Consider the following 24,132-nt stretch of genomic DNA (forward strand, 5'->3'; position numbering starts at 1 on the left):
ACATTGATTCACCATGTTCACCCCTCCGGGGCAGCCTGCGGCTGTCTGTCTCGCTTCACTCGGCTCGTCATTCGTCATTTCTCAGTATGCAGCATGCCCGGGCGTCCGCGCAAAAGGAATGACATCCCGAATATTGGGAACTCCTGTGACAAACATGAGCAGGCGTTCAAATCCAAGGCCATAGCCAGCATGCGGCACCGTGCCGTAACGGCGGAGATCAGCGTACCACGAATAGTTTTCCGGCTCCAGCCCCTGCTTGGCCATCAAAGCCTCTAGCACGTCCAACCGCTCCTCGCGCTGGCTGCCACCGACGATCTCACCAATGCCAGGCACGAGCAAGTCCATGGCGGCGGCCGTTTTTCCGTCGTCATTCTGCCGCATGTAAAAAGGTTTAATCTCCTTCGGGTAGTTGAAGATGGTCACGGGTCCTTTGACGTGCTCTTCGGCAAGGTAGCGCTCATGCTCCGTCTGCAGCCCTTCACCCCAGACCACCGGATTTTCAAAGCTGCGTCCGCTCTTGAGCAGGATCTCCACGGCATCCGTGTAGCTGATGCGCTCGAAGGGTTTCGCCAGGGTCTGTTTGAGCCGCTCGATGAGCCCTTTGTCGATGAACTTGTTGAAGAACTCCAGTTCGTCCGGGCACTCGTCAAACATCGCCTGTACAAGGTAGCGCACCTGCTCCTCCGCCAGCGTCATGTCTGCGGTCAGATCGTAGAATGCCATCTCGGGCTCGATCATCCAGAACTCCGCCGCGTGGCGCGTGGTGTTGCTGTTCTCAGCGCGGAACGTGGGACCAAAGGTGTAGATGTTCCCCAGCGCGCAGGCAAAAGCCTCGCCCTGAAGCTGGCCGCTGACGGTGAGGTAGGTCGGACGCCCAAAGAAATCCTGCTCGGGCTTCGTCGGCGTGTTCGGCTTCAGCGTCGTCACCTGAAACATCTCCCCTGCCCCTTCGCAGTCACTGCTGGTGATGATGGGCGTATGCACATAGAAGAAACCGCGTTCCTGAAAAAAGCGATGCACGGCGTAGGCCATCTTGCTGCGCACGCGGAACACGCTGCCAAACAGATTCGTGCGCGGCCGCAGATGCGCAATGGTGCGCAAAAACTCCGGTGTATGTCCCTTCTTTTGCAGCGGATACGTCGCATCCGCCTCACCCAGCAGGCGCAGCTCCTTCGCCTGCATCTCCCACTTCTGCCCGGCCGCAGGCGAAGCAATCAGATCCCCCGACACTTCCACAGAGGCACCCGTCAAAATACGCGGCAGCAGATCCGCCGAAGGCAGCGCCGCATCCACCACCACCTGCAACCCCTTGAAGCAGGAGCCGTCGGAGATTTCCAGGAAGGAGCAGGCTTTGGAGTCACGCTTCGTGCGCACCCAGCCACGGGCGATGATGCCGGGCCGTGCGGATTCGGAATGAATGAGGGAATTGATGGTGTCGAGAGACATGCGCGGAAAGCTAGCGCGTGAGGGCTGCTAGGCAAGAGGCGCGCAGGGTTTCATTCTCGATCATGGCCCGCATGCTGGGTCTCCAGTGATGCGGGCACTCTTGCCTGCAATTCGAGCGTTCCAAGACATCCATTGCAGGTTGGAGTCCCGCATCCTTTTCCTACTTCCCGAAATACCCCTTCACCTTGACCTTGCGGCCATAGATCTTCTCGCCACCAGCCACGTAGAGAATGTCGTGATCCTTGCCAGCAAACTCAACGCTGACGACCTTGCCCAGCGGGTCCGGCTTGGCGATGATGCCGGAGAGACGGCCTGCAGTGTCGAAGATCTGCACGCCGAGTTCCGTGGTGACGAAGGTGCGTCCGTTAGCCTCTGTCGTCGAGCCATCGCCCGCAGCGGACTCTTTGCCAACAGGCAGCCACATCGTCATATACGGCGCGCCACCAGTCAGCGTGCCGTCGTCCTCGATGCGCCACGCCCAGACATGCTTGCCGCCGTATTCAGAAGCAAACAGCGTGCGTTCTTCCGTGGAGATCGTGATGCCATTCGGCTTCACCACATGGCCTTCATCCGCAATGATGTGCTTCTTGTCCTTGGTGATGAGATGGATGCGCTGCGTGGGCGTCTCCGTGAAATACAGATTCCCCGTTTTGCTGACGACGAGGTCGTTGCACTTCACATCCGTGAGCAGCACCTCCACCTCGCCCTTCATCGTGATGGCGATGATGCGCCCCTCCTTGTTGTGGCAGGCAAAAAAGCGACCATCCGGACCAATCTGCAGGCCGCTGATCCCAGGCAAGTTGTCGAGAAACAAATCCACCTTCCCGGTGCTGGCATCCAGCTTGTAGATGCCCTTCCCGCCCTTCACATCAGTGAAGAACAGATTGCCTGCCGCGTCGCAGCACAGGCCATCAGTAAAGACATACCCACCCGCGACTTCCCGCCATGGCTCACCTTCGATGAGGTAGTCATGCAGCGAGGTGTCCTGGGCAAACAGCGGGGTGGAAAGAAGGCAGAGGGAAAGGAGGATGCGTTTCATGATTTTAAGAATGTTCTGGACTCGCGGCTCTCTGTTCACGGTTTTCAATCAGTTCTTCGCAGACAACTGCGAACCGAGAACAGCGGAACCCTGAACCGCAAAGCGTGTTATTTCTTCCACAGCCAGCGCAGCGTGTCGGGCAGCAAGGCCCCGCCGTGCTTGCCATTGTGCGTGCCTTCGCCGAGCACGAACTGAAAATCATAGCCCGCAAACTTCAGCGAGGCGGCCATGTCCTGATTCGCCAGCGGCCAGTTGCCGAACTGGTTGTCGAGATCGTTCTTGCCGTCCTGCAGGAAGACCTTGATCGGCTTCTTCTCCGCCTTGCGGATCAGTGCAGGATAGACATAACCGCCACGAATGTTGGTGAAGGAACCAATGTGGCTGATGACCTTGCGGAAGGCATCGGGGCGCTCCCAAGCCACGGTAAAGGCGCAAATGCCGCCGCTGCTGTTGCCACAGATGCCGCGGCCTTCGGGATCATCGGTCAGCTTGTAGGTCTTGGCCACTTCAGGCAGGATTTCTTCGATCAGGAAACGGGCATGCAGATCGCCGAGGGAATCATACTCAAAGCTGCGGTTGCTGCGCGGCTTCTCCTTCGGGTTGGTCGTGGGAAACACCCCCGGATTGATGAAGATGGCGATCGTCACCGGCATCTCCCCTTTGGCGATGAGATTATCAAAAACCACCGGCACGCGAAACTGGCCGTCGGTCTTCACGAAGCCGCCTCCATCACAGAACACCATCACATTCGCAGGCGTCTCGGCCTTGTACTGCGCAGGCACATACACCCACCAGTCACGCGTCGTGCCCGGGTAGATCTTGGAATTCGTCCAGGCCGGCATCTGTGTCACCTTCCCCTGCGGCACCCCTTCCTTGACCTGGGAATCAGGTCCGAGGACATACTGGTCATCCTGCGGAGCAGAATGGGCGAGCGAGACAAAAAGCAGCGATGCGGCGGCAAGGGGGAGAAACTTCATGGGACGAATCCGAACGACAGGACAAAGGGACATCTTGCAATCATGCGCTGACATGGTGCCATGGACAGCCCGGCAGGTGCCATCTGAGGTGGACGGATCGAAAAACTTACATCAATACTGTTGACGCAAATTGAAATCTTCGGAATAAAAAGAAAGCAAACTCAATTCATTTTTTATGTTCAAGGAGTCAAACCGTTTAGTTCCAACCCTGTCAGCAAAGCTGAAGTTCAAGCGAAAATCTTCCTCGCAGTGGGCAGCCACCGGGGGCATCCTCGCGTCTCTGCTGCTTTGCTCCTGCAAAGAGAAAGACGCCCTGCTAAAAGAACAGAAGGATCTGCAGATCGCGCTCAATCAAGCCAAGGCGGAACTGGACACCTATCAGGTCAAAATAAACGCTGTCTTACCAAATCTCCCCGCTGCGGCAGCCACGCTGGAAGTCCAGCTGAAAGCCTCCGAAAAAGCCAACGCAGAACTCACTCAGACAGTCAACGAGGTTAGCAGCAAAGCCACACGCCTGCAGGACCAGCTTAATAAATTACGCCCCAAAGTCGAGGCTTACAAGGCGAAGTATCTGCGCTGATCTCATTCTCACCCCTCCCCAGTTCATCATGACTTTTGTAAAAATCATCCTCTTCCTGGCTGCCGTCGGCGCCGCATTTTACGGCGCTGACTGCTACCACAAAATCGAGAAGGCCAAAACAGAGTTGCTGCAGCTCAGACCTGAGCTCTTCCAAACACAGGAATCCCTGGCTTACGGCAAGGATGCATGGATAAATTATGAAGCTCTCAAGATCAAAGCAGATCAGGCGGCCGCCACCACAGCCTCGCTCAAACAACAGCAGGAAAGCGGGGAGAAAAACCTGAAAGCTGCCTTGGAGGAATTCACGGTCCTGGCCGCTTCCATGAACGATGCCGCAAACAAAGTGCGAACCAATGAAGCCATCCTGACTTTCCCTGAAATCAAGCTCACCGATGGCAGGATTTTAAAGGATGCCAAAGTTCGGAAGATCGAAGAGACCCAGGTGTCATTCATGCATTCGGCAGGCATGGGAACCGTACCGACCTCGCAGCTCCCACCTTCACTGCTGGAGCAGTTTGACCTGGGTCCCTCCAGCTTGACTGGCGCCATCGACGTCACGGCAGCAGGTCTGATTGCCAAAACGCAGCATCTGGAGGGCCTCAGCTTGACATGCCCCATTCCGTTGGTCGAAAAGCCCTACAAGCTTGAGCTCGGCGTGGTGACTACGGGCAAAAGCTTCCAAGGCAAAGCCGCCGATGAAATGGAGGTGAGCGTTAACAAGATTCGCTTTCCCAAGGGAGCCACGATCAACTTGGACGGCGCGGTTTCCGGCGCTTTTAAAGCGATATCCGCCCTTGATGGCATCACCAATCCCCAGCAGCAGGTCAAGGACACAAAGGTCTCCTCCTTTCCGGCCAAACGGGCTTCTTTCTCCGCCAATCGCTTTGGCAGTGAACTTCTCTCCGAAAGTTTGTTCATCCTCAACGGGGAGGAGATGTGGATGGTACAGGTGATCTTTTCGAGCAAATCCAAAGCAGGACGTACCATTGCGGACAACATGCTGTCATCGGTAAAAATCGGACCGGCTCCTTGATGCGCTCATTCATCGCATTTCCTTGATGAAAGGAGGCGAGGGCAATGTTGTTGCGTCAACCAGTCAAAGACTCCAGCACAGGCTGCGAGAATGGGGCTCTGGGCATACTTTTGCGGACATCCCGCAAGCAACCCGCGAGATTCCATCCTCGTGCCACGTTCGTGTTTCTGAATGCGACTCTCGATTTTCCTCCAGCTCTCCGCCAGCCTCACCGCCTCCGCAGCCGCAGCCGTCGATTTCTCCCACCAGATCGTTCCAATTCTGCGGGAGCACTGCGCGGAGTGCCATGCGGGTGACAAGAAAAAGGGAGGCTTCTCCTTCAATGATCGTGAATCCTTGATGGAGGGTGGTGAAGACGGCGCTGTGGTGGTGAGCGGCAAAAGCGCGGAGAGCGCCATGATCAAGGCCATCCTCTCGGCCGATCCCGATGAGCAGATGCCGCCCAAGGGCAAGCGAGTGCCTGCGGAACAAATCGCGCTGCTGAAACAATGGGTCGATGAAGGACTCGCGTGGGAGGAAGGCTTTGCCTTCAAGAAACCCGCGTATGAGCCGCCTCTCAAACCCCGCATGCCCGTCCTGCCCGCTGTGGTGGAGGGACGCAGCAACCCCATTGACCGCATTCTTGATCAATACCTCGACCAAAAGAAACACCCCCGCCCTGCGGCCATCGACGATGCCACCTTTGTGCGCCGCGCCTACCTGGACCTCATCGGCCTGCTCCCGTCTCCTAAAGACCTTGAGGCTTTCACCAAAGACACCTCCGCCGACAAACGGGCCCGCCTGATCGAGTCCCTGCTCAAGCGAGACATGGACTACACCGAGCACTGGCTCACGTTTTGGAACGATCTTCTGCGCAACGACTACGGCGGCACCGGCTTCGTCACCGGCGGGCGCAAGCAGATCAGCAACTGGCTGTACCATGCGCTGATCACCAACATGCCCTTCGACCAGTTCGTGCGCGAACTCATCGCGCCCCCGAATGATGAAAGCCGCGGATTCATCGACGGCATCAAATGGCGCGGAGATGTCAGCGCCGGACAGACCGTGGAAATCCAGTTCGCCCAAAGCGTCTCGCAGAGCTTCCTCGGCATCAACATGAAGTGCGCATCCTGCCACGACAGCTTCATCGACCGCTGGAAGCTCAGCGAAGCCTACGGACTCGCCGCCATCTATTCCAGCCGCCCGCTGGAGATCAACCGCTGCGACAAACCCATCGGCCAGCAGGCCGTGGCGTCATGGCTGTTTCCAGAGATCGGCCAGATCGATCCGAAAGCGACACAACCCGAGCGCTTGAAGCAGCTGGCCGCCCTGATGACGCATCCGCAGAATGGTCGCACCACACGCACCATCGTGAACCGCCTGTGGCAGCGCCTCATGGGACGCGGCATCGTCCATCCAGCAGACGCCATGCAGACGGAGCCATGGAACGCGGACCTTCTTGACTACCTGGCCGCGCACCTTGCCGAGCATGAGTATGATCTGAAGCAGACACTCGCCCTCATCGCCACTTCGCAGGCATATCAATCTCACTCCCAGGTCGTGACCAAAGGCATCGACGATCACGGCTACGTCTATGCCGGCCCACGCGCCAAACGCCTCACAGCGGAGCAGTTTGTCGATGCCATCTGGCAGATCACCGGCGCAGCTCCCACAAAAATGGATGCCGGAGTCCTGCGCGGCAAAGTCGATCCCAAACTCGCGAAACAGATCAAAATCCAAGGCCAGTGGATCTGGGGCCACAGCGCCAAGCCCGGCAGCACCCCACCCTCCGGCGAAACGATCACCCTGCGCAAAACGATCAAACTCGACACCGATCCCGCCAGCGCCAGCGCGGTCGTGACCTGCGACAATGGCTACACCCTGTTCGTAAACAACCGCAAGGTCAGCGCCGGAGATGACTGGACCAAGCTCGCCGCCGTGCCGCTGCAAACCGCTCTGCGCAAAGGCCCGAACTCCATCCTCGTGATCGCCACCAACGCCGGCAAAGGCCCCAACCCCGCCGGATTTTTCTTCGACGCCCGTGTGCGCGATGCCGCAGGCAAGGAAACCGCCATCAGCAGCGATGCCTCCTGGGAATGGACACCGCAGGCTCCGGCAACCAAGGAGGGCCGCATCCCGGCCTTCGACCCCAAGGACTGGCAGCCCGTCACCGTCGTGAAAGCCCTCGGCGCATGGCAGCAGACCATCAATGCCCAGGCTCCTTCATTGCTCGCCCAAGGAGCCGCAGCCTCAGATCGTATGATCCGCGCCTCGCTGATGAAGTCGGACTTCCTCATGCGGACGCTGGGCCGCCCAAACCGCGACCAGATCGTCACCGCCCGCCCCAATGACCTCACCACTCTTGAAGCCATCGACCTCGCAAACGGCAGCATCCTCTCCACCAGCATCACCAAAGGAGCGCAGCGTTTGCTGGCATCACACGCCCAGTCACCAGCCGCTCTGATCACCGCCCTCTACCACCAGGCCCTCTGCCGCGAGCCCTCCGCCAGTGAACTCGCCACGGCCCAAAGCTTGATCGGTGAAAAGCCCACACAGCAGTCGCTCGAAGACCTGCTCTGGGCCGTCTGCATGCTGCCCGAGTTTCAGGTCGTACGATAATGAGCCGCCCGTGATCCACGGCTTCGGCCCTTGATTTGAGTCGGAGGATGGGAATGATGCGAGCCTCTCCACCCCACCTATGAAGCCAGTTCCATTGCTCGCCGCCCTTCTCGCCACCGTTGTTTCACTCCAGGCAGTCACACCCGAGGGCAAACAGAAGCTCGTTTTCATCGCAGGCAAGCCCTCGCATCCTCCAGGCATGCATGAATTCCGCGCAGGCACCATGCTGCTGGAGCAGTGCCTCAAGAGCGTGCCCAATCTCGTGGTGGACCGCCACGAAATGGGCTGGGTCAGTGATGAAAAGACCTTCGAAGACGCAGATGCAGTCGTCATCTACGCCGACGGTGGCGGCAAGCACCCTGCCGTGGTGGACGGCCACCTCGAAACCCTGCGCAAGCTGACCGCCAAAGGCGTCGGCTTCGGCTGCATGCACTACGGCGTCGAAGTCGTGGCAGGCCAGGCGGGCAAAGAATTCCAAGAATGGCTCGGCGGGCATTATGAAAACGCCTATTCCTGCAATCCCATCTGGGACGCCAACTACACGGCCCTGCCAAAACACCCCATCTCCAACGGAGTGCTGCCCTTCGCCACCAAGGACGAATGGTACATCCACATGCGCTTCCGCCCCGCCTTCGGCCACGGCGTGACCCCTGCACAAGATGGTGCAGCCAAGTTTGCCCCCATCCTGGTGGCGACTCCCAGTGACGCCACACGTGACGGCCCCTACGTGGCGCCCAAAGGTCCCTACCCCCACATCCAGGCGGAAAAAGGCAGCCCCGAAACCATGATGTGGACCATTGAACGTGCGGACGGCGGACGCGGCTTCGGCTTCACCGGCGGTCATTTCCACGCCAACTGGGGCAACGACAACGTGCGCAAAGCCGTGCTCAACGCCCTGCTTTGGGTGACGAAGGTTGAAGTGCCTGAAAAAGGCGTCGAATCGGTCGTGAGCCCTGAAGCTCTCACCCAAAATCTGGATCCTAAACCCGCCCCCAAGCCCAAGAACGCCAGCAACGAAACACCACGCGTGTTTCAACGCGTGGCCGCCCGCTGACTTAAAAGTGCTCCTTCTTGAACAGGATGCTCGCGAATGATTCGAGCCGTTTGTGGACGTTTTTAAGCATCTGCTGATGGTGGTCGATCATCGCAAACTGCGCAGGCTCCGAGAGCTTCATGTTGTCACACTGTTCTTCGACACGTGAGACGGCGACTTTGAGTTCCTTGAGTTTCGTCCTCACTTCCGGAGTGATCCGGCTCTCCTTGATCGTGTTGCCCAGGATTTCGGCTTCGCGCGAGAGATACTCCACCGTCTTCGGCAGCGCGCTGCTGCCACCAATCAGCGCGCCGCTGTTGGTGTCCACCTTCGGCTTGCCGGCCATATGCGGCCTCTGCGGCACAACTGACTGCGGCTCCGCAGGCAGGCCGCCGTTGCGTCCATCAATGATCGTCGGGGTGATGAAGAGCATGAGGCTCTTGTGGTTCTTGCTCCGGCTCTTGTAGTCGAAGAGCCACTTGAGCCCTGGGATCTTGCTCAGGAATGGCACACCTGCCTCAGACTCCTTTTCAGTGGCCTCATCCAGTCCGCCCACCGCCACCGTGTACCCAGAATCAATCTCCACCGGCGCGCTGTAAACGCGTGACGAAGCAATGGGATACGGATTGCCCGAAATGACCTGCGAACCGATGATGCTTGAGACGGTTACAGCCATGTTCAGCAGCACCTTGTCACCCTGCATGCGCTTGGGCAGGATGTTCAACACGGTGCCGATCGGCAGATAGGCAACCTTCGTGGTGGTCGTCGCCCCCACCGATCCTGAACTCGCCGTGGAGCTCGCGTCCAGCACCGGCTGGTTCACCACCGCGCGGATGGCCACCTCACGGTTGCTCAGAGTCACCATTCGAGGGTAGGACGTGGTGTTGGTTTCCTGATCGCGCATCATCGCGCGCAGTTTCACGTTCACATCCTGCGCACTCAGAATGCTCGTGGCAGGAAAGCCGAGTGTGCTGCCCACATTGTTCAAATTAACTCCTGACAGCAAAGGCGCCAGATCCGTGCGGAAGCCGCCGTTTGTGGCCGTCTGTGTGTACTCGACATCCAGCGAGTTATTCTTGTAGACGATGCCATCGCTGCCCACATACTCGGTGACTTTCGGTGTGACCTTGCTCACCTGGCGGAATGTGCCCGTCTCCAAAGTGCCCGTCCAGTCGATGCCGAATTCACGCGAAGGATCACGCGAAGTTTCGATAAATTTCACCTCCACGGCGATCATGGTCTGCGGTTTGTCTGCCGCAGCGATGTAGCCCTCCACCCACAGGTGCTGGAGCCGCGTGGCCACAATGTAGAGCGTGTTGGAGTCCGATTTCCAGATCACCTTGGGCTTCCGCACCGAACTCATCTCATTGGAATTCATGGCTCTTGCGGCATTTTCATCGGTCCCGGTGGCGCCCATGCCAGGCATGCCCGTTGTAAGCTGCGCTCCATCCATTTCCTCAGGTGGCAGGCCCAGCAGTGTGCGAATGTCATTGATCACTTCACTGCGCTTGACTGAAAACGTCTGGCTGGTTCCTTGCAGGTCCATCCCAACCGCCGCCCCGCTGACGCCCCCGCCACCACTGCCGGATCGGGTGGAAGACGATGTCGTGCCAGAGGTGACACGCTCCACAAGCTCGACCGCATTGTTCTTGATCTCATAGGATTTGCCGATGAGTTCACGATCATCCGCTGGACGAATATACCAGATGCCGTTGTCCGGAATGATGGCCAGCCCATTGGCTTTGCACAGGGTCTCCAGTACTTGGAACGGACTGGATCGGATGGAAAACGTGATCAAACGGCTCCCATCAGTGCTGTCATCCGGCAGTGAAAAGAATGAGATTCCAGCGTCCGTCGCCAGAAACCTCAGCACATCACTTAGCATCGCCTTTGAAAAGTCATACTGCTGCGGAGGGGCTGAGCGGAGCCTGCTCGCTTCCATCTCATTCTCCGGCGACATCACGTGCATGTTGCTCTGATTAAACTGAGCGCGCAACGTCGTCCCCGACGTGCCCGTCACAACGAGGCAAACCAGGAGATTGAACTGGAACAGTGCTATAAAATGGCGCATATTATGGTAATTATACCTGAAATGGAAAAACAAATCAAATAACATTTATCAGCTGAGTGTATTGATTTTATGTTTTATGCTAATTATTCAGCCGTCCGAACATTATTCACCAATGTCATTATAATTTCCATATCTTTCCCTTGAATTTAGGGAACTTTAACTATTTAGTACAACATTGATGATAGCCGCTAGAGTCACAGCTTTGCGCTCGGATGGACGCAGTTCACACTGTCGTGACGGATTCTCATTGCTCGAACTCGTCATCATGATTTCCATCATTGGAGTGATCGCTGGCTTGGGAGCAGCCCTCCTCTCCGATGACTCCGAGTCCTCCAGTGTCGCGAAGCTTCAATCAGACGTCGCCACACTGAATCAAATGGTGGCCCTCTATGTGGCAGATGGCGGCAGTTTGGCGGGTCTTACCACCCCCCAGTCGGTGCTTGATAAAATGAAGCGCTCACGCCCGCAGTCAGAATGGCAGCAGCATGTGGGCATTGTTTCAGGCAGATTACTGGATGTGCGGTTGCGAGCCCGCATGACCAGCCAGCCGGACAATTCCAACAATCCTCGCGCCTTCTGGGATCGCACCAAGCAACGCTTTGTCATGAGCAAGGCTTCTGGCAGTGCGGTGTCGGATTTTTATCTCGATGAATCCCTGGTGAATGCCGACTTCGGCACGGAAAAACGCACCAAATCTCTGGTCTCCTTTAATTCAAGCAGCAGCGGCTGGGTCTGGGGGACTTCCGTTACGAACCCCGCTCCCAACTATTTGGACCCGCCGCCTTTCTCCCCCCCTTCTCCCGCCACGGGATTCGATCCCAATGAAACTGCCAGCGGTTCATCCGGTCCTCCTTCAGACTCAGGTGGGGGCAGCGATGGAGGCAGCGGCGGCGGAGGCGGAGGCGGCGGCTCTCCGCAGCCCACGCTCGCACTTTTGCCCATTCCTATCATCACCCCTCTAGGCGGCACCTTCTCATTCACGAGCTTTCCGAGCACTGTCACCATCAGTTCAGGTGCCCCGGCAGAAGTATCCACCGTCATGTACAGCATCAATGGCGGAGCCTGGCAGGAGTATGCCGGCGCCAGCATTCCTGTGATTCCTGCGATGAGTCTGCAGGCTTACAACCTGTCCACACGCCCTGCCGAATACGCCTCCAGTTTCACCAACACGCAGACTTACTACCGCCTCACCAGCGGCTTCAGCGGCACCGAGGAGGGCAGCTGGGGCAATGCCCTCGGCGGTTCCAATCTCGTCACCAACATTCAAAACAGCGGCACCACCTCCACCTTCAAATCCGGCAACACCAAGCTCGATCTCGGCAATGGCACCTACCTCGATGCAGGCATCGAAAATTCACTCAGTTTCACTCCGGAGACGTTTGACAAAATCACGCCAAACACCTGGTTCGATTTTGGTTCGCTGCAGGTTTTGAACGGCACCACTTTCTATAACAGCGAAGCCACCGGCGTCACCCTCACCGTCAATCTGAACCTGACCCAGCCCTCGGTCACGGCCACCACCTACATCAATCTCGGATTCGTCAGCACCGCCAACACCAGTGATCGTCTGGCCAGCGCCGACATCATTCAGCTGATCAACCCGACCACGGATTTCACCGTCACCATCGACGGGGTCCAGTACCGCCTGGAGCTTCAATGGGTGTCAAAGGACCCCACGGCCAGCGTCGTCCAGGGCAACAACCTCCTCGTCTATGAAGGCGCCAACGCCGCAGTGGAACTGCGCGCCCGCTTCACCAGCAATTTCTAAAACATCATGGAAGACATTCACGAACGCAGTCAGCTTGGTTACCGGATGCTTCACCTGTCGAAGGATTCAGGTGTCAGCGACTTCTATGTCACACCTTGGGAGGCCCTGACCTACAAGCGCAACGGCAAGCTCTTCTATGACTCCTTCATCTACCAGCCGGAGCGCCCGCTGGAGTTCACCGCAGGCTGCATCGACTACGCGCTGCAGCTGGGTCCGCGGCGTTATCGTGTCAATCGCATGGTCACGCGCGGGCGTCCCCGCTGGGTGCTGCGTCTGCTGCCGGAAAGCATTCCTGACATCGCCAAGCTGATGGTCCCCCCTCCCGCCATCAAGGCGTTCTTGGAAGCCAAAAACGGCCTCTTCCTCGTCTGCGGCGCCACCGGCTCTGGCAAATCAACGACCATTGCCTCCATGATTCTTGAGCGCGCCAAACGCCGCCAGGAACACGTCCTCACTTTCGAGGACCCCATCGAATTCGTCTATCCCTCCGGCATTCCTTCGCTGGTCTCCCAGCGTGAGATCGGCACGGACGAACTCGACTTCAACAAATCCCTGCGTGCAGCCCTCCGCCAGGCGCCCGACGTGATTCTCGTGGGAGAAATTCGTGACGGCGAAACGGCGGAAATCGCCCTGCAGGCTGCCGAAACCGGCCACGTCGTCGTGGCCACCCTCCACACCTCCTCCGCCGCGCAGACGGTGCAGCGCTATCTCAAGCTCATCCCGAGTGATCGCATGGAAAACGCCATGCTCTCCTTCGCCGACTCCATTCGCGGCATTCTCTGTCAGCGCCTCCTGTTTGACGAGGCCAAGGGCAAACGCTTTCCCATTCACGAGCTCCTGCTGCCTTATGATTCCGTCTGCGGCATGATCCGCCGTGGCGAGTTCAAGAACCTCGACCAGGAGCTCGAGGCAGGTTTCACCCGCGGCATGGTCAGTTTCGAACGCTGCCTGAACATGCGCATGGCCGACGGCTGGAAACCCTCCACCGCACGCAAGACCGGCTACACCGAACATGAGGTGTACGACTTCCTTTCCAAAGAACAACTGACCTCTATTTATGCTGTTGGATGAAATCAAATCTGTCCTGACCTTTGCCGCTTTCAAAGCCGATCCCGACGACTCTGGAGTCCCGTGGGGAAAACGCTTCGAATCACGCAAATCTCTTCTTATCAATGTCAGCCGCGGCTCGGTGAGCTGGCGTTCTGTCAACAAACGCGGACGCTTTGAGGAAAGCGGCACGCAGGAAGGAGAGCTTCCCGACGCCGCCCCGCTCAAAGGCGAAGAATGGCGTGGCATGGCGGATGGTGGCTGGTGTTCCGTCTCCGTGAACCACCGCTTCATCATCAGCCTCGAAAACAACCTCATGCGCGGGGACAACTGCATCAGCCTGCTGCGCACCAACCCGCGTGCCGTGCTGGGGCCCAAGTATGACCGCGGCAAGCGCTACGCCATCTGCCATCATCCCGAGACCACCGCCAGCCTGCTGCTCGCCGTGGAGGAATCCCTCGTCAAAGTCACCGAGGACGTGCTCAAAACAGTTCAGCTCAAGCCGGGTCGCGTGTGCTGCGGATTGTTTGCCATGCTGGAACATGCCATCCTCAGCATCTTTCGCGCAAGTTCCGGGGGCACCCCTTCAGACTTCGTCCTCATCGCCGCATGTGAAGGCTCCCTCGCCGTGCTGGTGCAGCAGGAGGGTCAGTGGCGTGATATTCGCTGCCGCAGTGGCCTTGGCCCCGAGGCGGTGGAAACAGCCCTCCAAATCATCAGCCCCTTGCTTGCCAAGGTCCCCCAGGGCAGCCCCGTCTACTTTGTCGGCGACGGCCATGACAGCAAATTCCGCACGGAACTGATGCTGCATCTTGAGAAGGTCGGCGCCGCAGATCTCACCCAGGATGATCTGCTCTGGACCATCATCGGGGAACACTAAGCCACGCACTCTTATGAATGAATATCTCTGCCATGATTTCAAATCGCCGCGCATCGACACCTCGCGCCGCCTGCCTTCGTCATTCCGCGCCATTCCCGTCATCTTTTATGTGGCCCTGGTCGGCAGCGCCTACGTGATGACCATGGATTACTTCAACTACAAAAAGGCGCTCAAGCAGAAAGTGGACGCCCAGGAGCGCCAGGCGCTCAGCGAAACCCAGCGTGACTCGTTCAAAAATGAAAAAGCAGATCTCGAGGCCGAAGCCACCAAGGCCGAGAAGGTCGCTCAATGGATGGAAGGCGCGCGCAACATCCAGCCCATCGCCGTCAAGATCGCCCGTGCGGTGCAGGCTGAGACTCGCATCACCCAGGTGGCGCTTGAACGCAGCGAGCAGGTGCCCTCCAACATCGCTCTCACCATCCATCTGAACGGCTCCAAGGTCTCCATGGAGCTTGCCTCCATCGAAGCCGCTCTCGGTCAGCTGCTCTATCGCTCCTTCTCGCCGCAGCAGACCAAGAACGGCGACGTCGTCGAATACCATTCCACACTCGTCCGCCAGGCGGATTAACCCTTTCACATCTTTACTGCATGAATCCCAAGCAACTTGCCTGCGTCATCCTGCTCATGATCATCGGTGCGATGACCTACACCGCTCAGGTCATCCACAAAACGGTGGCCACGACACGGGCCGAGGCCGAGGATGCCGAAACCGCCGCCGTCACCGCAGAGAACGAACGCTCCACGGCTGAAATCGAAACAACGGTCTTCAAATCCAACACCGAAGATTTGCGGCGCTTTCTCCGTTCCTGGCTGCCGGCCATCGAGCATGTGCAGACCCAGCAGGAGGCGGAGCAGACCATCCAGCTCAGCCTGCGCGAGTGCGGCATCAGCCTTGTGCGCTCAATCAAGACCGAATCGAAGCAATCCGCGGGCAACAAGCTCATCCCCAAATCCGTCATCACCACGCTCACCATTGAGGAAGAGTTTGCCAAGGTGCTCAACTGGCTCGGAGACATCGAACGCCGCCTGCCCACCGCACGCATGAAGGTGGTGCAGATCACCGGCGGCAGCACGGGCACACAACTGAAGATGGATGTCTCTTTTGAAACCCCGATTTTTGATCTTGCCGCCGCAGATGCGGACAAGAAAAAGGTCGCGCCAAAGCCCAAGCCAAAAGCCACCAAAACCTAGTCCATGAACTTTGCATACAGATTGCTGCTGCCGGGCCTGGTCTTCACGATCATGGCTGCCTCCAGCCATGCCCAGGAAGCTGCCGGCGAGGAGGCGGAAAAGCGCGTGCAATATCAGCTCGTGCTTCCGGAGGAGAAGACTCCGGAAAATGTAAAGCCTGAGGAGCACAATCCCTTTGAATCCGAAACCGAGGCCCTCAGCCGGAAGTCCACCGGTGACACCGAGGAAAACCGCGTTCGCGACAAGCTACTCAAACTTCCCGTGGTCGGCACCAAACGCATGGCGGACGGACGCATGCGGGTGCTGCTGGGAGACATCATTTTGGAAACCGGCCGTATCGTCCCCCCGGTGCTGCCGGATCAGATGGTCGAGTTGCGGGTGAAAAACATCACATCGCAGTACATCGAGCTCGCCTGGCAGGAGAAGCGTCTCACCGGACTGCCGCCCAAGCTCATGACCATTCCCATCAACATCGCACCCCAGGTCCGCTATCAGATGTTTGGGCAGACCGATGCTGAATCAAAAGAAAGCAAAGGCCCCAATGCCAAGATGGACATGCCGCTGCGCGATCCTTCAAGCAGCCCGCCTGGCCCGCCTCAAAGCCCCCCTTCATCCATGATCTCTGACGAACCCGCCCCGCCACGCGCGCAAGTCATCGCGGATGATCCTCAGCCCTTCTCTCCGCCCCGCCTGGTGGAGCCTCCCGCTGCCGTCCCTGTTGCCCCGCCCGCACCTGTGCAGCAGGTGACATCGACGCCCGAAAAGCCGCTGGCACCTGCTCCTACGGCCCCACCTCCAGCCTCACCCGCTGTTGAGTCCGTGGTGCGCATGCTCTTTGGCAATCCTACACCTGCCCCCAAATGATCCGCCGTGTCCATCAGCACGGAGGCTTCACCTCCGTGGAACTCCTGCTGGTGCTCGCGCTTTCTGCCATGATCCTCGGCGGGGCCGTCGTCTCTTATGGCACGCTCATTCGCAGCCAGCCCAGCGTCTCCTCCATGGTGGCCGTGCCGCTGGGGGTCACCCGCTCGCAGAATTTTTATGGCACCTCCAGCGCCACGGTCGATGTGGGCATGGCGCCACAATACGGCGCGCTGTCACTGGCCGAAGAACTGCGTGAGCAGTTTCTCACGGACACCCTCAGCGCCACCGCCGTTTACTGCCTGCCCCGTGACGGCATGAACACTTGGAGGCCCTCGGTGATCGCCTACAATTCAACCACCGACGACGAACTCGACACCCCGCAAAAATTTCGCGCCCACATCATCGCGCATGCCGGTGTTTCAAGTTCTCTTTATCGCGACTATCGCAACCCGCTCAATGACGGAACGGCGGTCCCCCAGAACGCCAGCATCTTCGTGCTCGGCTACAGCAAGTACTCCGGCTTCCTCAAGGTCAACGCCATTTACGACATCGACCTCATCCGTTTCACCGGCACCAGGGAACCCAATGGCATTCACGCTTCGGTCAAGCGCTACGCTGACGCCGCATCCAGCCTGCCCCCCTCCACACTGACCTACATGGGCGGTTACGATGTGTTTTTTCCACCGTCCATCCCCAGCCCCACCAGTTCCTCCCAATGGGCCACGGATGGCTTCACTCCGCTCTTCATCACCTTTGAACGCGCCTCCCGTCTGGCCCTGCGCGAGACTCCCGCCACCATCGACCGTTTCAAACGTGCGTCTGAACGTCCGTTCTACTTCATCTGGTGGCCGGATCCCGCCGCCCGCCATCTCGGCCAGATCGCCAACACCCTGGCCACCACCGATCCGCGCCAGGCCTACAATCAAATGGCCGGACGCTCAGCCTTCATGTTTACCGTGCCGATGTTTCCGGCCCTCTGAATCACCCAGTCATGCGCATCACCAGACATCCTCATCGCAGCACGCGCGGCGCCCTCATGGCGGCGGCGCTCATGCTCATGATTGTCGGCGGCATTTTTGTCACCTCCTGGGTCACGCTCATGAGCACACGCGCCTCCCAGGTCAGTTATCTGGAAGATGTCTGCAAACGCCACATCGGCATCGAAAGCTCCCGTCTCCTCGCCTGGCAGTGCATCACCAGCAAGGCCTTTGACCCCAACAACACCCTGCCCGCCAGTCAAAACACCATGCTCGGCAGCGGCATTGGCGGATTCAACACCAAGAACGGCTGGAACAATCTCAATGTGTACACCTCCAGCAGCACCGCAGGAGGCATGACCACCGTGTTCCCGTTCAATCATACCGGACTGCGCCCCGGCGCCACCTACATTGATGTGAAGCAGTTCATCCGACCCGATGCCAGTCTCGCGGGCAACATTGATGACTACAACTCATGGCAGTTTCTCAAAACCATGCCGCCCGTTCTCAATGGGGACGTCTTCTGCATCTATCGCAGACCCGATCCTCCCCCTGGTGTCAAAATGCCTGCCTTGGACGTTTACGATTCTAGGAGTGGAGTTCAGAATGCAAACTGGACTGTCCTGGGACGCACTGTCCTCCATGCTCCGGATTCGTTGTTCGTCGATTCCACCCCCAGTCCGCTGCAGCTGCCGTTTCTCACTAAATCTCTCTACATACAGTACCACTCGACTTTGGAACCTCCTTCCATCCGGTACCCCGTCTATGGCACCGACCTGAACGGCAAAGCGCTTCTACCCTCTAATATGCCTGTGGTGCCCAGCACCACCGGCCCCATAGACAGCACCGGAACCAGCAGCTATCTCGGCTACCTCAATGTCGTGCACAATGACAACAACCCTGACAACTCGCTATGGCACTTCCAGGATCGCGAGGCTGCTGCAGGACGCACCCCCACCATCACCATCGACTCCCCTGGCGTTTTTAATTCCGCCACGGAAGCGTACTGGATCGCCGAACAAGCGACGCCGACCTACCCGCCATCGGACTATGAAAATTACGGCAACGAGAAGGCCAAGTGGAAGGTGCTCTTCATCAAGCTCGACAGCCAGTATCTTAAAAACATGCGTATCACTGCGGGGGGGCTGAATCAGATCATCTTCGTAGGCCAGAGTAATGCTACTGCATTTAACAACGCCGCGTCCCTCAAGCCCGTCATCATCACGATTAGTTATAGCGGCGGATCCATGGTGAAAGACATACGTTTCGAACGCGAAAACAACCGGCGTCATGTGCTGGCCTTTAAGAATACCATGCCCATCAATTATGACCCGCCTAAAATCGAACTCTCCTGGGTCAACAACCCCATCGGGGGAACCGAATTTCGCTGGCGCAGCGTGCTGGTGAACGAATACACCGCCCTCTTTTTCAACATGCCCTCCAATCTGACGCAAAACGTGCGCTGGATCGGCGGAGTCATGACCAACTGGACTTTCAAACGGCGTTCCGCAGGTGGCACCAATCCGGGCCGCCTGCTCTTCACCAGCGACAGCGACCCCACCGTCCCTGCCGCCACCAATGGCGGCCCCGCTTTCGCCACCTTTCTGCCACGTGATGCCTGGCTTGAATCCTACTTCCTCCCCGTCGCACCGCCATGAAGCTTCATCAGCACATCCAGCGGGCGCAGCGCGCAGCCTACACCCTTATTGAGGTGCTTGCCGCCGCCTGCATCATTTCCATCGGCACCACCGCCATGGTCAGCCTCTCCTCCACGCTCATGCTGCAGGAGGAGCTTGCCAACCGGGTCGCCATCACACGCAATTATCAGGAAAACACCGTGCGGCTCTGGCAGCTCGGCCTCTCCTCCGTGCAGATCACCGCGCTCATGCCATCTCTGGCACAAAATACCATTCTTCAGCAGGCCATGTTCAACAATCCGGCGCTGGTTGAAAATGGTCTCACCACCGTCAACGGCGTCGTCATGGAGACGGCCCTCTGCACCGCCATCGTGAACATCTCGCAGAATCCCTCCACGAAAGCCGCCGGAGCCTCCTTCACCCTCACCGCCTACCGCCCGCATCTCGTCACGGATCTCCGCACCCCTCCGCCATGACAGCCGCAGATGCCATGTTGAAATCTCCCAGCCTTCAGCGCCATGCTTAAAAAAGTCAAAATCACCAACGTTCATTCCGGCAAATCCTCCGAAGCCCTGGTGGATACGGACACCGATGAAAAAGCCCTCATCGGCGCCGGAGTCGCCCAGAACGAAACCACCACGGTTCAGACCATCACCGGCGTTGATGAAAAGCTTCACCGCCTGACCAGCCCGAAGGCCAACACCGATGACAGCGCCGCCTTCTTCTCAGGTCTCGGCCGCTGTCTTGAGCGCAACATCTCGCTCACCAAATCGCTGCTGCTCCAGACCAACCGCGTCAAATCCGCGACCTACAAAGGCATGATCGCCGAGGTCGTCCACGCCATCTCAGTGGGCGATAAATTCAGCGATGCCATCGCGAAATTCCCCAAATTGTTTCCAAATGACATGCTCTCGCTCATCCTCGCGGGTGAAGAAGCCGGTCAGCTCTCCAAGGTCTGCAAACGTATCGCCGTCTCGCAGAAAAAATCCTCCAAGGTCATCAAGAAACTCAAGGGCGGGCTCATCTATCCCGCCGTGGTTATCGTCCTCGGCGTGGGTGTCGTCATCGTCATGAGCTTCACGCTCGTGCCTGCCATGGCCAAGCTCTTCGCTTCGTTCAAGACCGAGCTTCCGATGGGCACCAAAGTACTCATCGCCCTTTCCGACCTTTTCCTTCACCGACCTTATCTGGCCATCCTGCCCTTCGTTGGTCTGTACATCTTCTTTTCCAACTGGGGCAAAATCGCCGCCTTGCGGCCCATGCAGGATCTCTTCCTCAAGATCCCCGTCGTCGGAGTTCTGGTGCGCAAATCAGCCGCAGCCACCGGCTTCCGCACCCTGGCCATGCTCACCGAATCGAACGTACGCCTCAGCAGCGCGCTCGACATCACCGCCCAGGCCAGCTGGCACTACCATTACAAGGAGCTGTTCGTCCGCTTGCGCGAGCACATCGCCGTCGGCCGCACGCTGCATGAAGCCTTCCTCATGGAATCACATTGGCTCGGACCTGATGCCCGCAATCTTTGCGGCCTCATTGAACTCGCCTCCGAAACCGGCTCCGGCACCGAAATGCTTTCCGAAATCGCCGACGACTACGAGGAGGATCTCGACAACCTCGCCGCCACACTCGACAAGATGATCGAACCGCTCACGATGTTGATTCTCGGCGTCATGGTCGGCTTCCTCATCTACGCCATCTACGGCCCCATGTTCAGCCTCGGTGACGTTATCTTGAAGAAGAAGTAGTCACTCACCCCGGTGCTCCGCTCACGAGCGGAGCATCAATTTTATTCTTCGAACAGTTCGGCCCACTCCTGCATGTGTCTCTCCCACGTCATCGGGAGAACGGTCTCCCGTGCAGCGGTGGAAAGCGACTGCCAGGTTGTGGCATCAAAGGCCAGCGCCTCCTGAATGCGGGCAGCGAGTTCCCGGGCCTGCTGCGGGTGGTAGAGCATGAGTCCGTTCTCGCCGTTGCGCACGTGATCCACCGCACCGTCCATGACAGAGATGATTCCCGGCAGCCCACACGCCATGCTTTGCAATACGGTGTTTGAAAACGCATCATACTGCGTGGGATGCACAAACCAGTCCGCCGACTGGTAAAATTCCACCAGGTTGCTCGTCACCGGCACAATGCGGATGCGTGAGGCGATGCCCAGACGCTTGATCTTGTCACGCATGCCGGGACTCAGGCTCTTGCCCACGATCCAGAGCGTGGCGTCAATTTGAGCCATCGCCTCCAGCAAAGGCTCCAGTCCGCGGCGACGATGGCTGAGCGAAACAAACAGCAGCACGGGCTTCGTTGCATCCGTTTGCAGTTTGCGGCAGTAGATTTCACGGGTGTTGGCGCGATTTTCCGCCGGTCGAAAAAGCTGCGTCTCCACCGGTGGCGACAGCATGCGGAAACTTTCGCCATCGGTGCCATAAACACCCTGCAGCTGCGCCGCCACACGGGCGGAGCTGGAGACAAACTTCGCAGTCCCCTTTCCTGCATAAAGCCGGCGCTCCAGATGCAGTTCAAACAGATGCTTCACACTGTAGCGCTGCCAGAACGGCAGCAGATTCCCATAGAGCCGATGACACCCAGTGCCATTGCGGTGTACATCCTGCAACGTGGTGCGCCCAAAACCGATACTGAGATCCACACCCGCCGCCTGGGCGGCACGGGGGGCCAGACGGTTGAAGTACCACATGCGTGCGGTGGCTGAACCACGCAGGCGGGGCAGAAGTTCCCAGCGGCCGGGCAGCAGGGCACCGATCTCGGGGGTGGTCAGGGAGGTGATGTAGGTGAGTTCATGGCCGGCGGAGGCGAGGCGTTTGGCGAATTCGATGAGGAAGTTTTCCACACCGGAGCCGCGGATGATTTGCGGATGGATGAGAGCCAGTTTCATCCGTTTGCTATTTCCTACCCTCCGCTGCGCTTTCATACATCCGGCTGTAGCGATCAAAGGTGAAGAACGCGGTGGCGGCGGCGATCCACAGGCCTGGGAAGCCGTCCAAAAAGCCCAGTTTTAGAAAATAGGCGCGAGTGAAGCGCCAGCAGGGACGGAACAAGGTGTGCAGGAGTGACCAGCGTTTGCCTTTGCTTGCCTGGGTCTGCAAAAAGACGCTGGAATACTGCACGTGTTTCACCAGGTAGTGCTGGATGTTCTTGAAGGAGTAATGCAGGAGGTCTCCTTTCAGCGTGGTGCAGGGTCCTGCCACTTCCAGCCGCTCATGCACTTGTCCGCCACCATCTGCAGCCCATTGACTTTTCGTGCGTCGAAAGAGGCGTATTTTCCGATCTGGGTACCAGTCGCCGTGATGAATCCAGCGGCCCATGAACCAGACGAGGCGTGACATCCAGGCGCCGTCGAAGCGTTGGTCGTCGTTACGAGCGAAGAAATCTTGTATCGAATTCCGCAATTCGGGGGTGAGTTCTTCATCACAATCGAGCGCCAGAACCCATTCCTGAGAGCAAAGGGTGAGGCAGTGGTTTTTTTGGGCGGTGTAACCGAGCCAGGGCTGATGGATAAACTTCGCGCCGAACTCGGCGGCGATTTCGGCGGTGCGGTCGGTGGAGCCGGAATCGACGATCACGATTTCCTGAGCCAGATCTCCGAGGCTGGCGAGACAGCGGCGCAGGTTGGCCTCTTCATTAAGGGAGATGATGGAAATCGAAAGCGGCAGGCGGGTCATGCGGTGGGCGACTTTCGCGAATCCACCGCCGGTGCCAAGCACGGAATCACACGACTGACAGGGACACCGCCGCATTGTGGCCGCCCATGCCGGAGGCGAGTTTGACCACGCGGTCGCCTGCTGAGAGCTGGAGGGGGGATTCGATCAAGGGCAGGCCGCAGGCGGGTGGGGTGAGGCCGGGGAGTGTGGCGGGGAGCCAGTGGTCGGCCATGCAGGCGGCCAGGAGGGCCACGTCCAGCAGGCCGCTGGCGCCGAGGGTATGGCCGGTTTGGGGCTTGAGGGGAAGAAGAGGGACTTGTCTGCCATCCAGTGCCCGCTGGAGGGCGGGAGGTTCGACGCGGGCGTGGTTGAGGGTGCCGGTGGCGTGGGGGCAGATGGCGACGACTGTTTCTGGAGCGCCTGATTGCAAGGCGGTGCGTACGCAAGATTCGATGCCGCCGCCGTCATCGGGGATCATGAGGGTGTCGTAGGCGTCGCTGTTGGCGGCGTAATGTTCGAGGCGGCACAGTCCTGAGGCATCGCGTTCCAGGGTGACGGCCACGGCGGCTTCGGCTGGGAAGAAGCCGCTGGTCTGAGGGGAGAAGGGATCGTTGACGCCGTTGGTGGAAAGGAGGCCAGTGTCTTGGAAATCTTGCAGGAGGGCGGTGATGAGGGGGAGATCCACGGCAACGACGAGCGCACGCGGGGCCACGCCACTGGCGACGGCCATCCAGGCCATGCCGAGGGCATCGAGACCGGAGGAGCAGCCGTTGGAGATCATCTGCCATGGGCCGTGAATGCCGAGCTCGATGCTGACAGCGGCAGGTATTTCACAGTGCATGGTGTTGCTGGCACTGAACTTGCGTAACGGTCTGCGCCATGCATTTAACCCCAGTATCTCTCCTGCGTTGCCGCGACTGCTGGCACCGTACAGCCAGGTCTCGCGGATCTGCGCAAGGGTCCAGCCTGCGCGGCGCATGGCAGCTGCGGCTACTTTCACGGCTGCATTGCTGGCTGCGCCATAGCGACGGCCTTTCACCAGTTCGGGTGAAGGAAATGCGCCCACAGGGAGGGATGCAAAGCCCGCGCCTGGCAAGCATGAGGACAGGGCCAGACCGCCGCGCCGCTCACGCAGCGCGTCCAGGCACTCCTCCGTCCGCAAGCCAAGAACACAGGCCGTCTCCACGGCTGTGATGAACACATTTTCCATCATGATACGATACAGCCCCAAAACCACCCCGGCGCAACCCAACTCGTTGAAACCTTTACAGCAAACTGACAAAAAATAAGCAAGCCGAAGATTGACACTCAACTTAATAACCAGCTATATTTTGA

Annotated in this window: 21 protein-coding genes; 14 read left to right on the forward strand and 7 right to left on the reverse strand. The window is 58.6% G+C overall.

Annotation, left to right across the window (positions count from 1 at the left end):
- Positions 1-81: 81 nt before the first annotated feature.
- The 3 genes from asnS to AC24GY_RS24150 all read right to left on the reverse strand — a co-directional run bounded on the left by asnS (position 82) and on the right by AC24GY_RS24150 (position 3,462).
- Positions 82-1,446: an asparagine--tRNA ligase gene (asnS, locus tag AC24GY_RS24140; RefSeq protein WP_487688168.1), complete on the reverse strand. Its 1,365-nt coding sequence runs from the start codon at positions 1,444-1,446 to the stop codon at positions 82-84.
- 160 nt (positions 1,447-1,606) lie between these two features.
- Positions 1,607-2,485 (reverse strand): SMP-30/gluconolactonase/LRE family protein, encoded by an 879-nt coding sequence (locus tag AC24GY_RS24145; protein WP_487688171.1) that lies wholly within the window; start codon positions 2,483-2,485, stop codon positions 1,607-1,609.
- Between the two features lie 107 nt (positions 2,486-2,592).
- A complete protein-coding gene (locus tag AC24GY_RS24150; protein ID WP_422320603.1) occupies positions 2,593-3,462 on the reverse strand; it encodes an alpha/beta hydrolase in 870 nt (289 codons plus the stop codon).
- A 175-nt stretch (positions 3,463-3,637) separates the two neighbouring features.
- Between AC24GY_RS24150 and AC24GY_RS24155 the strand changes: the two genes are divergently transcribed.
- From AC24GY_RS24155 to AC24GY_RS24170, 4 genes are all read left to right on the forward strand, one after another.
- Positions 3,638-4,042, forward strand: a complete 405-nt coding sequence (locus AC24GY_RS24155; protein WP_422320602.1) for a hypothetical protein — start codon at positions 3,638-3,640, stop codon at positions 4,040-4,042.
- A 28-nt stretch (positions 4,043-4,070) separates the two neighbouring features.
- On the forward strand, positions 4,071-5,075 hold the full coding sequence (locus AC24GY_RS24160; RefSeq protein ID WP_422320601.1) for a hypothetical protein: 1,005 nt from the start codon (positions 4,071-4,073) through the stop codon (positions 5,073-5,075).
- A 171-nt stretch (positions 5,076-5,246) separates the two neighbouring features.
- Positions 5,247-7,673 (forward strand): DUF1549 domain-containing protein, encoded by a 2,427-nt coding sequence (locus AC24GY_RS24165; protein WP_487688174.1) that lies wholly within the window; start codon positions 5,247-5,249, stop codon positions 7,671-7,673.
- 79 nt (positions 7,674-7,752) lie between these two features.
- Entirely contained in the window at positions 7,753-8,727 is a 975-nt protein-coding gene (locus tag AC24GY_RS24170; RefSeq protein ID WP_422320599.1) for a ThuA domain-containing protein, read from the forward strand.
- Position 8,728: 1 nt separating this feature from the next.
- On the opposite strand, the gene AC24GY_RS24175 is transcribed toward AC24GY_RS24170, so the two are convergent.
- Positions 8,729-10,504 (reverse strand): type II secretion system protein GspD, encoded by a 1,776-nt coding sequence (locus AC24GY_RS24175; protein WP_487688178.1) that lies wholly within the window; start codon positions 10,502-10,504, stop codon positions 8,729-8,731.
- A gap of 538 nt (positions 10,505-11,042) precedes the next feature.
- Between AC24GY_RS24175 and AC24GY_RS24180 the strand changes: the two genes are divergently transcribed.
- From AC24GY_RS24180 to AC24GY_RS24225, 10 genes are read left to right on the forward strand one after another with little or no spacing between them, the layout of a single operon-like run.
- Positions 11,043-12,545: a choice-of-anchor K domain-containing protein gene (locus AC24GY_RS24180; protein WP_487688181.1), complete on the forward strand. Its 1,503-nt coding sequence runs from the start codon at positions 11,043-11,045 to the stop codon at positions 12,543-12,545.
- Between the two features lie 6 nt (positions 12,546-12,551).
- Positions 12,552-13,616 (forward strand): type IV pilus twitching motility protein PilT, encoded by a 1,065-nt coding sequence (locus tag AC24GY_RS24185; RefSeq protein ID WP_422320712.1) that lies wholly within the window; start codon positions 12,552-12,554, stop codon positions 13,614-13,616.
- On the forward strand, positions 13,603-14,472 hold the full coding sequence (locus tag AC24GY_RS24190) for a hypothetical protein (protein ID WP_422320711.1): 870 nt from the start codon (positions 13,603-13,605) through the stop codon (positions 14,470-14,472). The genes AC24GY_RS24185 and AC24GY_RS24190 overlap by 14 nt, the downstream gene beginning before the upstream one ends.
- Before the next feature lie 13 nt (positions 14,473-14,485).
- Complete coding sequence (locus tag AC24GY_RS24195) at positions 14,486-15,040, forward strand: hypothetical protein (protein WP_487688184.1); 555 nt, start codon at positions 14,486-14,488, stop codon at positions 15,038-15,040.
- A 20-nt stretch (positions 15,041-15,060) separates the two neighbouring features.
- Positions 15,061-15,663, forward strand: a complete 603-nt coding sequence (locus AC24GY_RS24200) for a hypothetical protein (protein ID WP_422320709.1) — start codon at positions 15,061-15,063, stop codon at positions 15,661-15,663.
- Positions 15,664-15,666: 3 nt separating this feature from the next.
- Positions 15,667-16,527: a hypothetical protein gene (locus tag AC24GY_RS24205; RefSeq protein ID WP_487688186.1), complete on the forward strand. Its 861-nt coding sequence runs from the start codon at positions 15,667-15,669 to the stop codon at positions 16,525-16,527.
- Entirely contained in the window at positions 16,524-17,507 is a 984-nt protein-coding gene (locus AC24GY_RS24210) for a pilus assembly FimT family protein (protein WP_487688189.1), read from the forward strand. The genes AC24GY_RS24205 and AC24GY_RS24210 overlap by 4 nt, the downstream gene beginning before the upstream one ends.
- A gap of 11 nt (positions 17,508-17,518) precedes the next feature.
- Positions 17,519-19,162, forward strand: coding sequence for a hypothetical protein (locus tag AC24GY_RS24215; RefSeq protein WP_487688191.1), 1,644 nt, complete (start codon positions 17,519-17,521; stop codon positions 19,160-19,162).
- Positions 19,159-19,617 (forward strand): hypothetical protein, encoded by a 459-nt coding sequence (locus AC24GY_RS24220; protein ID WP_422320705.1) that lies wholly within the window; start codon positions 19,159-19,161, stop codon positions 19,615-19,617. The genes AC24GY_RS24215 and AC24GY_RS24220 overlap by 4 nt, the downstream gene beginning before the upstream one ends.
- 42 nt (positions 19,618-19,659) lie before the next feature.
- Entirely contained in the window at positions 19,660-20,886 is a 1,227-nt protein-coding gene (locus AC24GY_RS24225; protein ID WP_422320704.1) for a type II secretion system F family protein, read from the forward strand.
- A 41-nt stretch (positions 20,887-20,927) separates the two neighbouring features.
- Here the strand turns inward: AC24GY_RS24225 and AC24GY_RS24230 are convergent, their stop codons facing one another.
- Genes AC24GY_RS24230 through AC24GY_RS24240 form a run of 3 tightly spaced genes read right to left on the reverse strand, consistent with a single transcriptional unit; the run spans position 20,928 to position 24,010 of the window.
- Positions 20,928-22,031, reverse strand: coding sequence for a glycosyltransferase family 4 protein (locus AC24GY_RS24230; RefSeq protein ID WP_487688194.1), 1,104 nt, complete (start codon positions 22,029-22,031; stop codon positions 20,928-20,930).
- A gap of 7 nt (positions 22,032-22,038) precedes the next feature.
- Positions 22,039-22,818, reverse strand: a complete 780-nt coding sequence (locus tag AC24GY_RS24235; RefSeq protein WP_487688197.1) for a glycosyltransferase family 2 protein — start codon at positions 22,816-22,818, stop codon at positions 22,039-22,041.
- Between the two features lie 46 nt (positions 22,819-22,864).
- Positions 22,865-24,010, reverse strand: a complete 1,146-nt coding sequence (locus AC24GY_RS24240; RefSeq protein WP_487688200.1) for a beta-ketoacyl synthase N-terminal-like domain-containing protein — start codon at positions 24,008-24,010, stop codon at positions 22,865-22,867.
- Positions 24,011-24,132 lie beyond the last annotated feature (122 nt).

Source organism: Prosthecobacter sp. Pr1, assembly GCF_057652315.1.

What these genes read in the sequence shown, in the direction of transcription:
- AC24GY_RS24170 (WP_422320599.1), top strand. Translation starts at nt 7,753, where the DNA reads ATGAAGCCAGTTCCATTGCTCGCCGCCCTTCTCGCCACCGTTGTTTCA.
- AC24GY_RS24235 (WP_487688197.1), bottom strand. Translation starts at nt 22,818, where the DNA reads ATGACCCGCCTGCCGCTTTCGATTTCCATCATCTCCCTTAATGAAGAG.
- AC24GY_RS24210 (WP_487688189.1), top strand. Translation starts at nt 16,524, where the DNA reads ATGATCCGCCGTGTCCATCAGCACGGAGGCTTCACCTCCGTGGAACTC.
- AC24GY_RS24145 (WP_487688171.1), bottom strand. Translation starts at nt 2,485, where the DNA reads ATGAAACGCATCCTCCTTTCCCTCTGCCTTCTTTCCACCCCGCTGTTT.
- AC24GY_RS24230 (WP_487688194.1), bottom strand. Translation starts at nt 22,031, where the DNA reads ATGAAACTGGCTCTCATCCATCCGCAAATCATCCGCGGCTCCGGTGTG.
- AC24GY_RS24215 (WP_487688191.1), top strand. Translation starts at nt 17,519, where the DNA reads ATGCGCATCACCAGACATCCTCATCGCAGCACGCGCGGCGCCCTCATG.
- AC24GY_RS24160 (WP_422320601.1), top strand. Translation starts at nt 4,071, where the DNA reads ATGACTTTTGTAAAAATCATCCTCTTCCTGGCTGCCGTCGGCGCCGCA.
- AC24GY_RS24150 (WP_422320603.1), bottom strand. Translation starts at nt 3,462, where the DNA reads ATGAAGTTTCTCCCCCTTGCCGCCGCATCGCTGCTTTTTGTCTCGCTC.
- AC24GY_RS24195 (WP_487688184.1), top strand. Translation starts at nt 14,486, where the DNA reads ATGAATGAATATCTCTGCCATGATTTCAAATCGCCGCGCATCGACACC.
- AC24GY_RS24200 (WP_422320709.1), top strand. Translation starts at nt 15,061, where the DNA reads ATGAATCCCAAGCAACTTGCCTGCGTCATCCTGCTCATGATCATCGGT.
- asnS (WP_487688168.1), bottom strand. Translation starts at nt 1,446, where the DNA reads ATGTCTCTCGACACCATCAATTCCCTCATTCATTCCGAATCCGCACGG.
- AC24GY_RS24185 (WP_422320712.1), top strand. Translation starts at nt 12,552, where the DNA reads ATGGAAGACATTCACGAACGCAGTCAGCTTGGTTACCGGATGCTTCAC.
- AC24GY_RS24155 (WP_422320602.1), top strand. Translation starts at nt 3,638, where the DNA reads ATGTTCAAGGAGTCAAACCGTTTAGTTCCAACCCTGTCAGCAAAGCTG.
- AC24GY_RS24205 (WP_487688186.1), top strand. Translation starts at nt 15,667, where the DNA reads ATGAACTTTGCATACAGATTGCTGCTGCCGGGCCTGGTCTTCACGATC.
- AC24GY_RS24190 (WP_422320711.1), top strand. Translation starts at nt 13,603, where the DNA reads ATGCTGTTGGATGAAATCAAATCTGTCCTGACCTTTGCCGCTTTCAAA.
- AC24GY_RS24240 (WP_487688200.1), bottom strand. Translation starts at nt 24,010, where the DNA reads ATGATGGAAAATGTGTTCATCACAGCCGTGGAGACGGCCTGTGTTCTT.
- AC24GY_RS24225 (WP_422320704.1), top strand. Translation starts at nt 19,660, where the DNA reads ATGCTTAAAAAAGTCAAAATCACCAACGTTCATTCCGGCAAATCCTCC.
- AC24GY_RS24165 (WP_487688174.1), top strand. Translation starts at nt 5,247, where the DNA reads ATGCGACTCTCGATTTTCCTCCAGCTCTCCGCCAGCCTCACCGCCTCC.
- AC24GY_RS24180 (WP_487688181.1), top strand. Translation starts at nt 11,043, where the DNA reads ATGATTTCCATCATTGGAGTGATCGCTGGCTTGGGAGCAGCCCTCCTC.
- AC24GY_RS24220 (WP_422320705.1), top strand. Translation starts at nt 19,159, where the DNA reads ATGAAGCTTCATCAGCACATCCAGCGGGCGCAGCGCGCAGCCTACACC.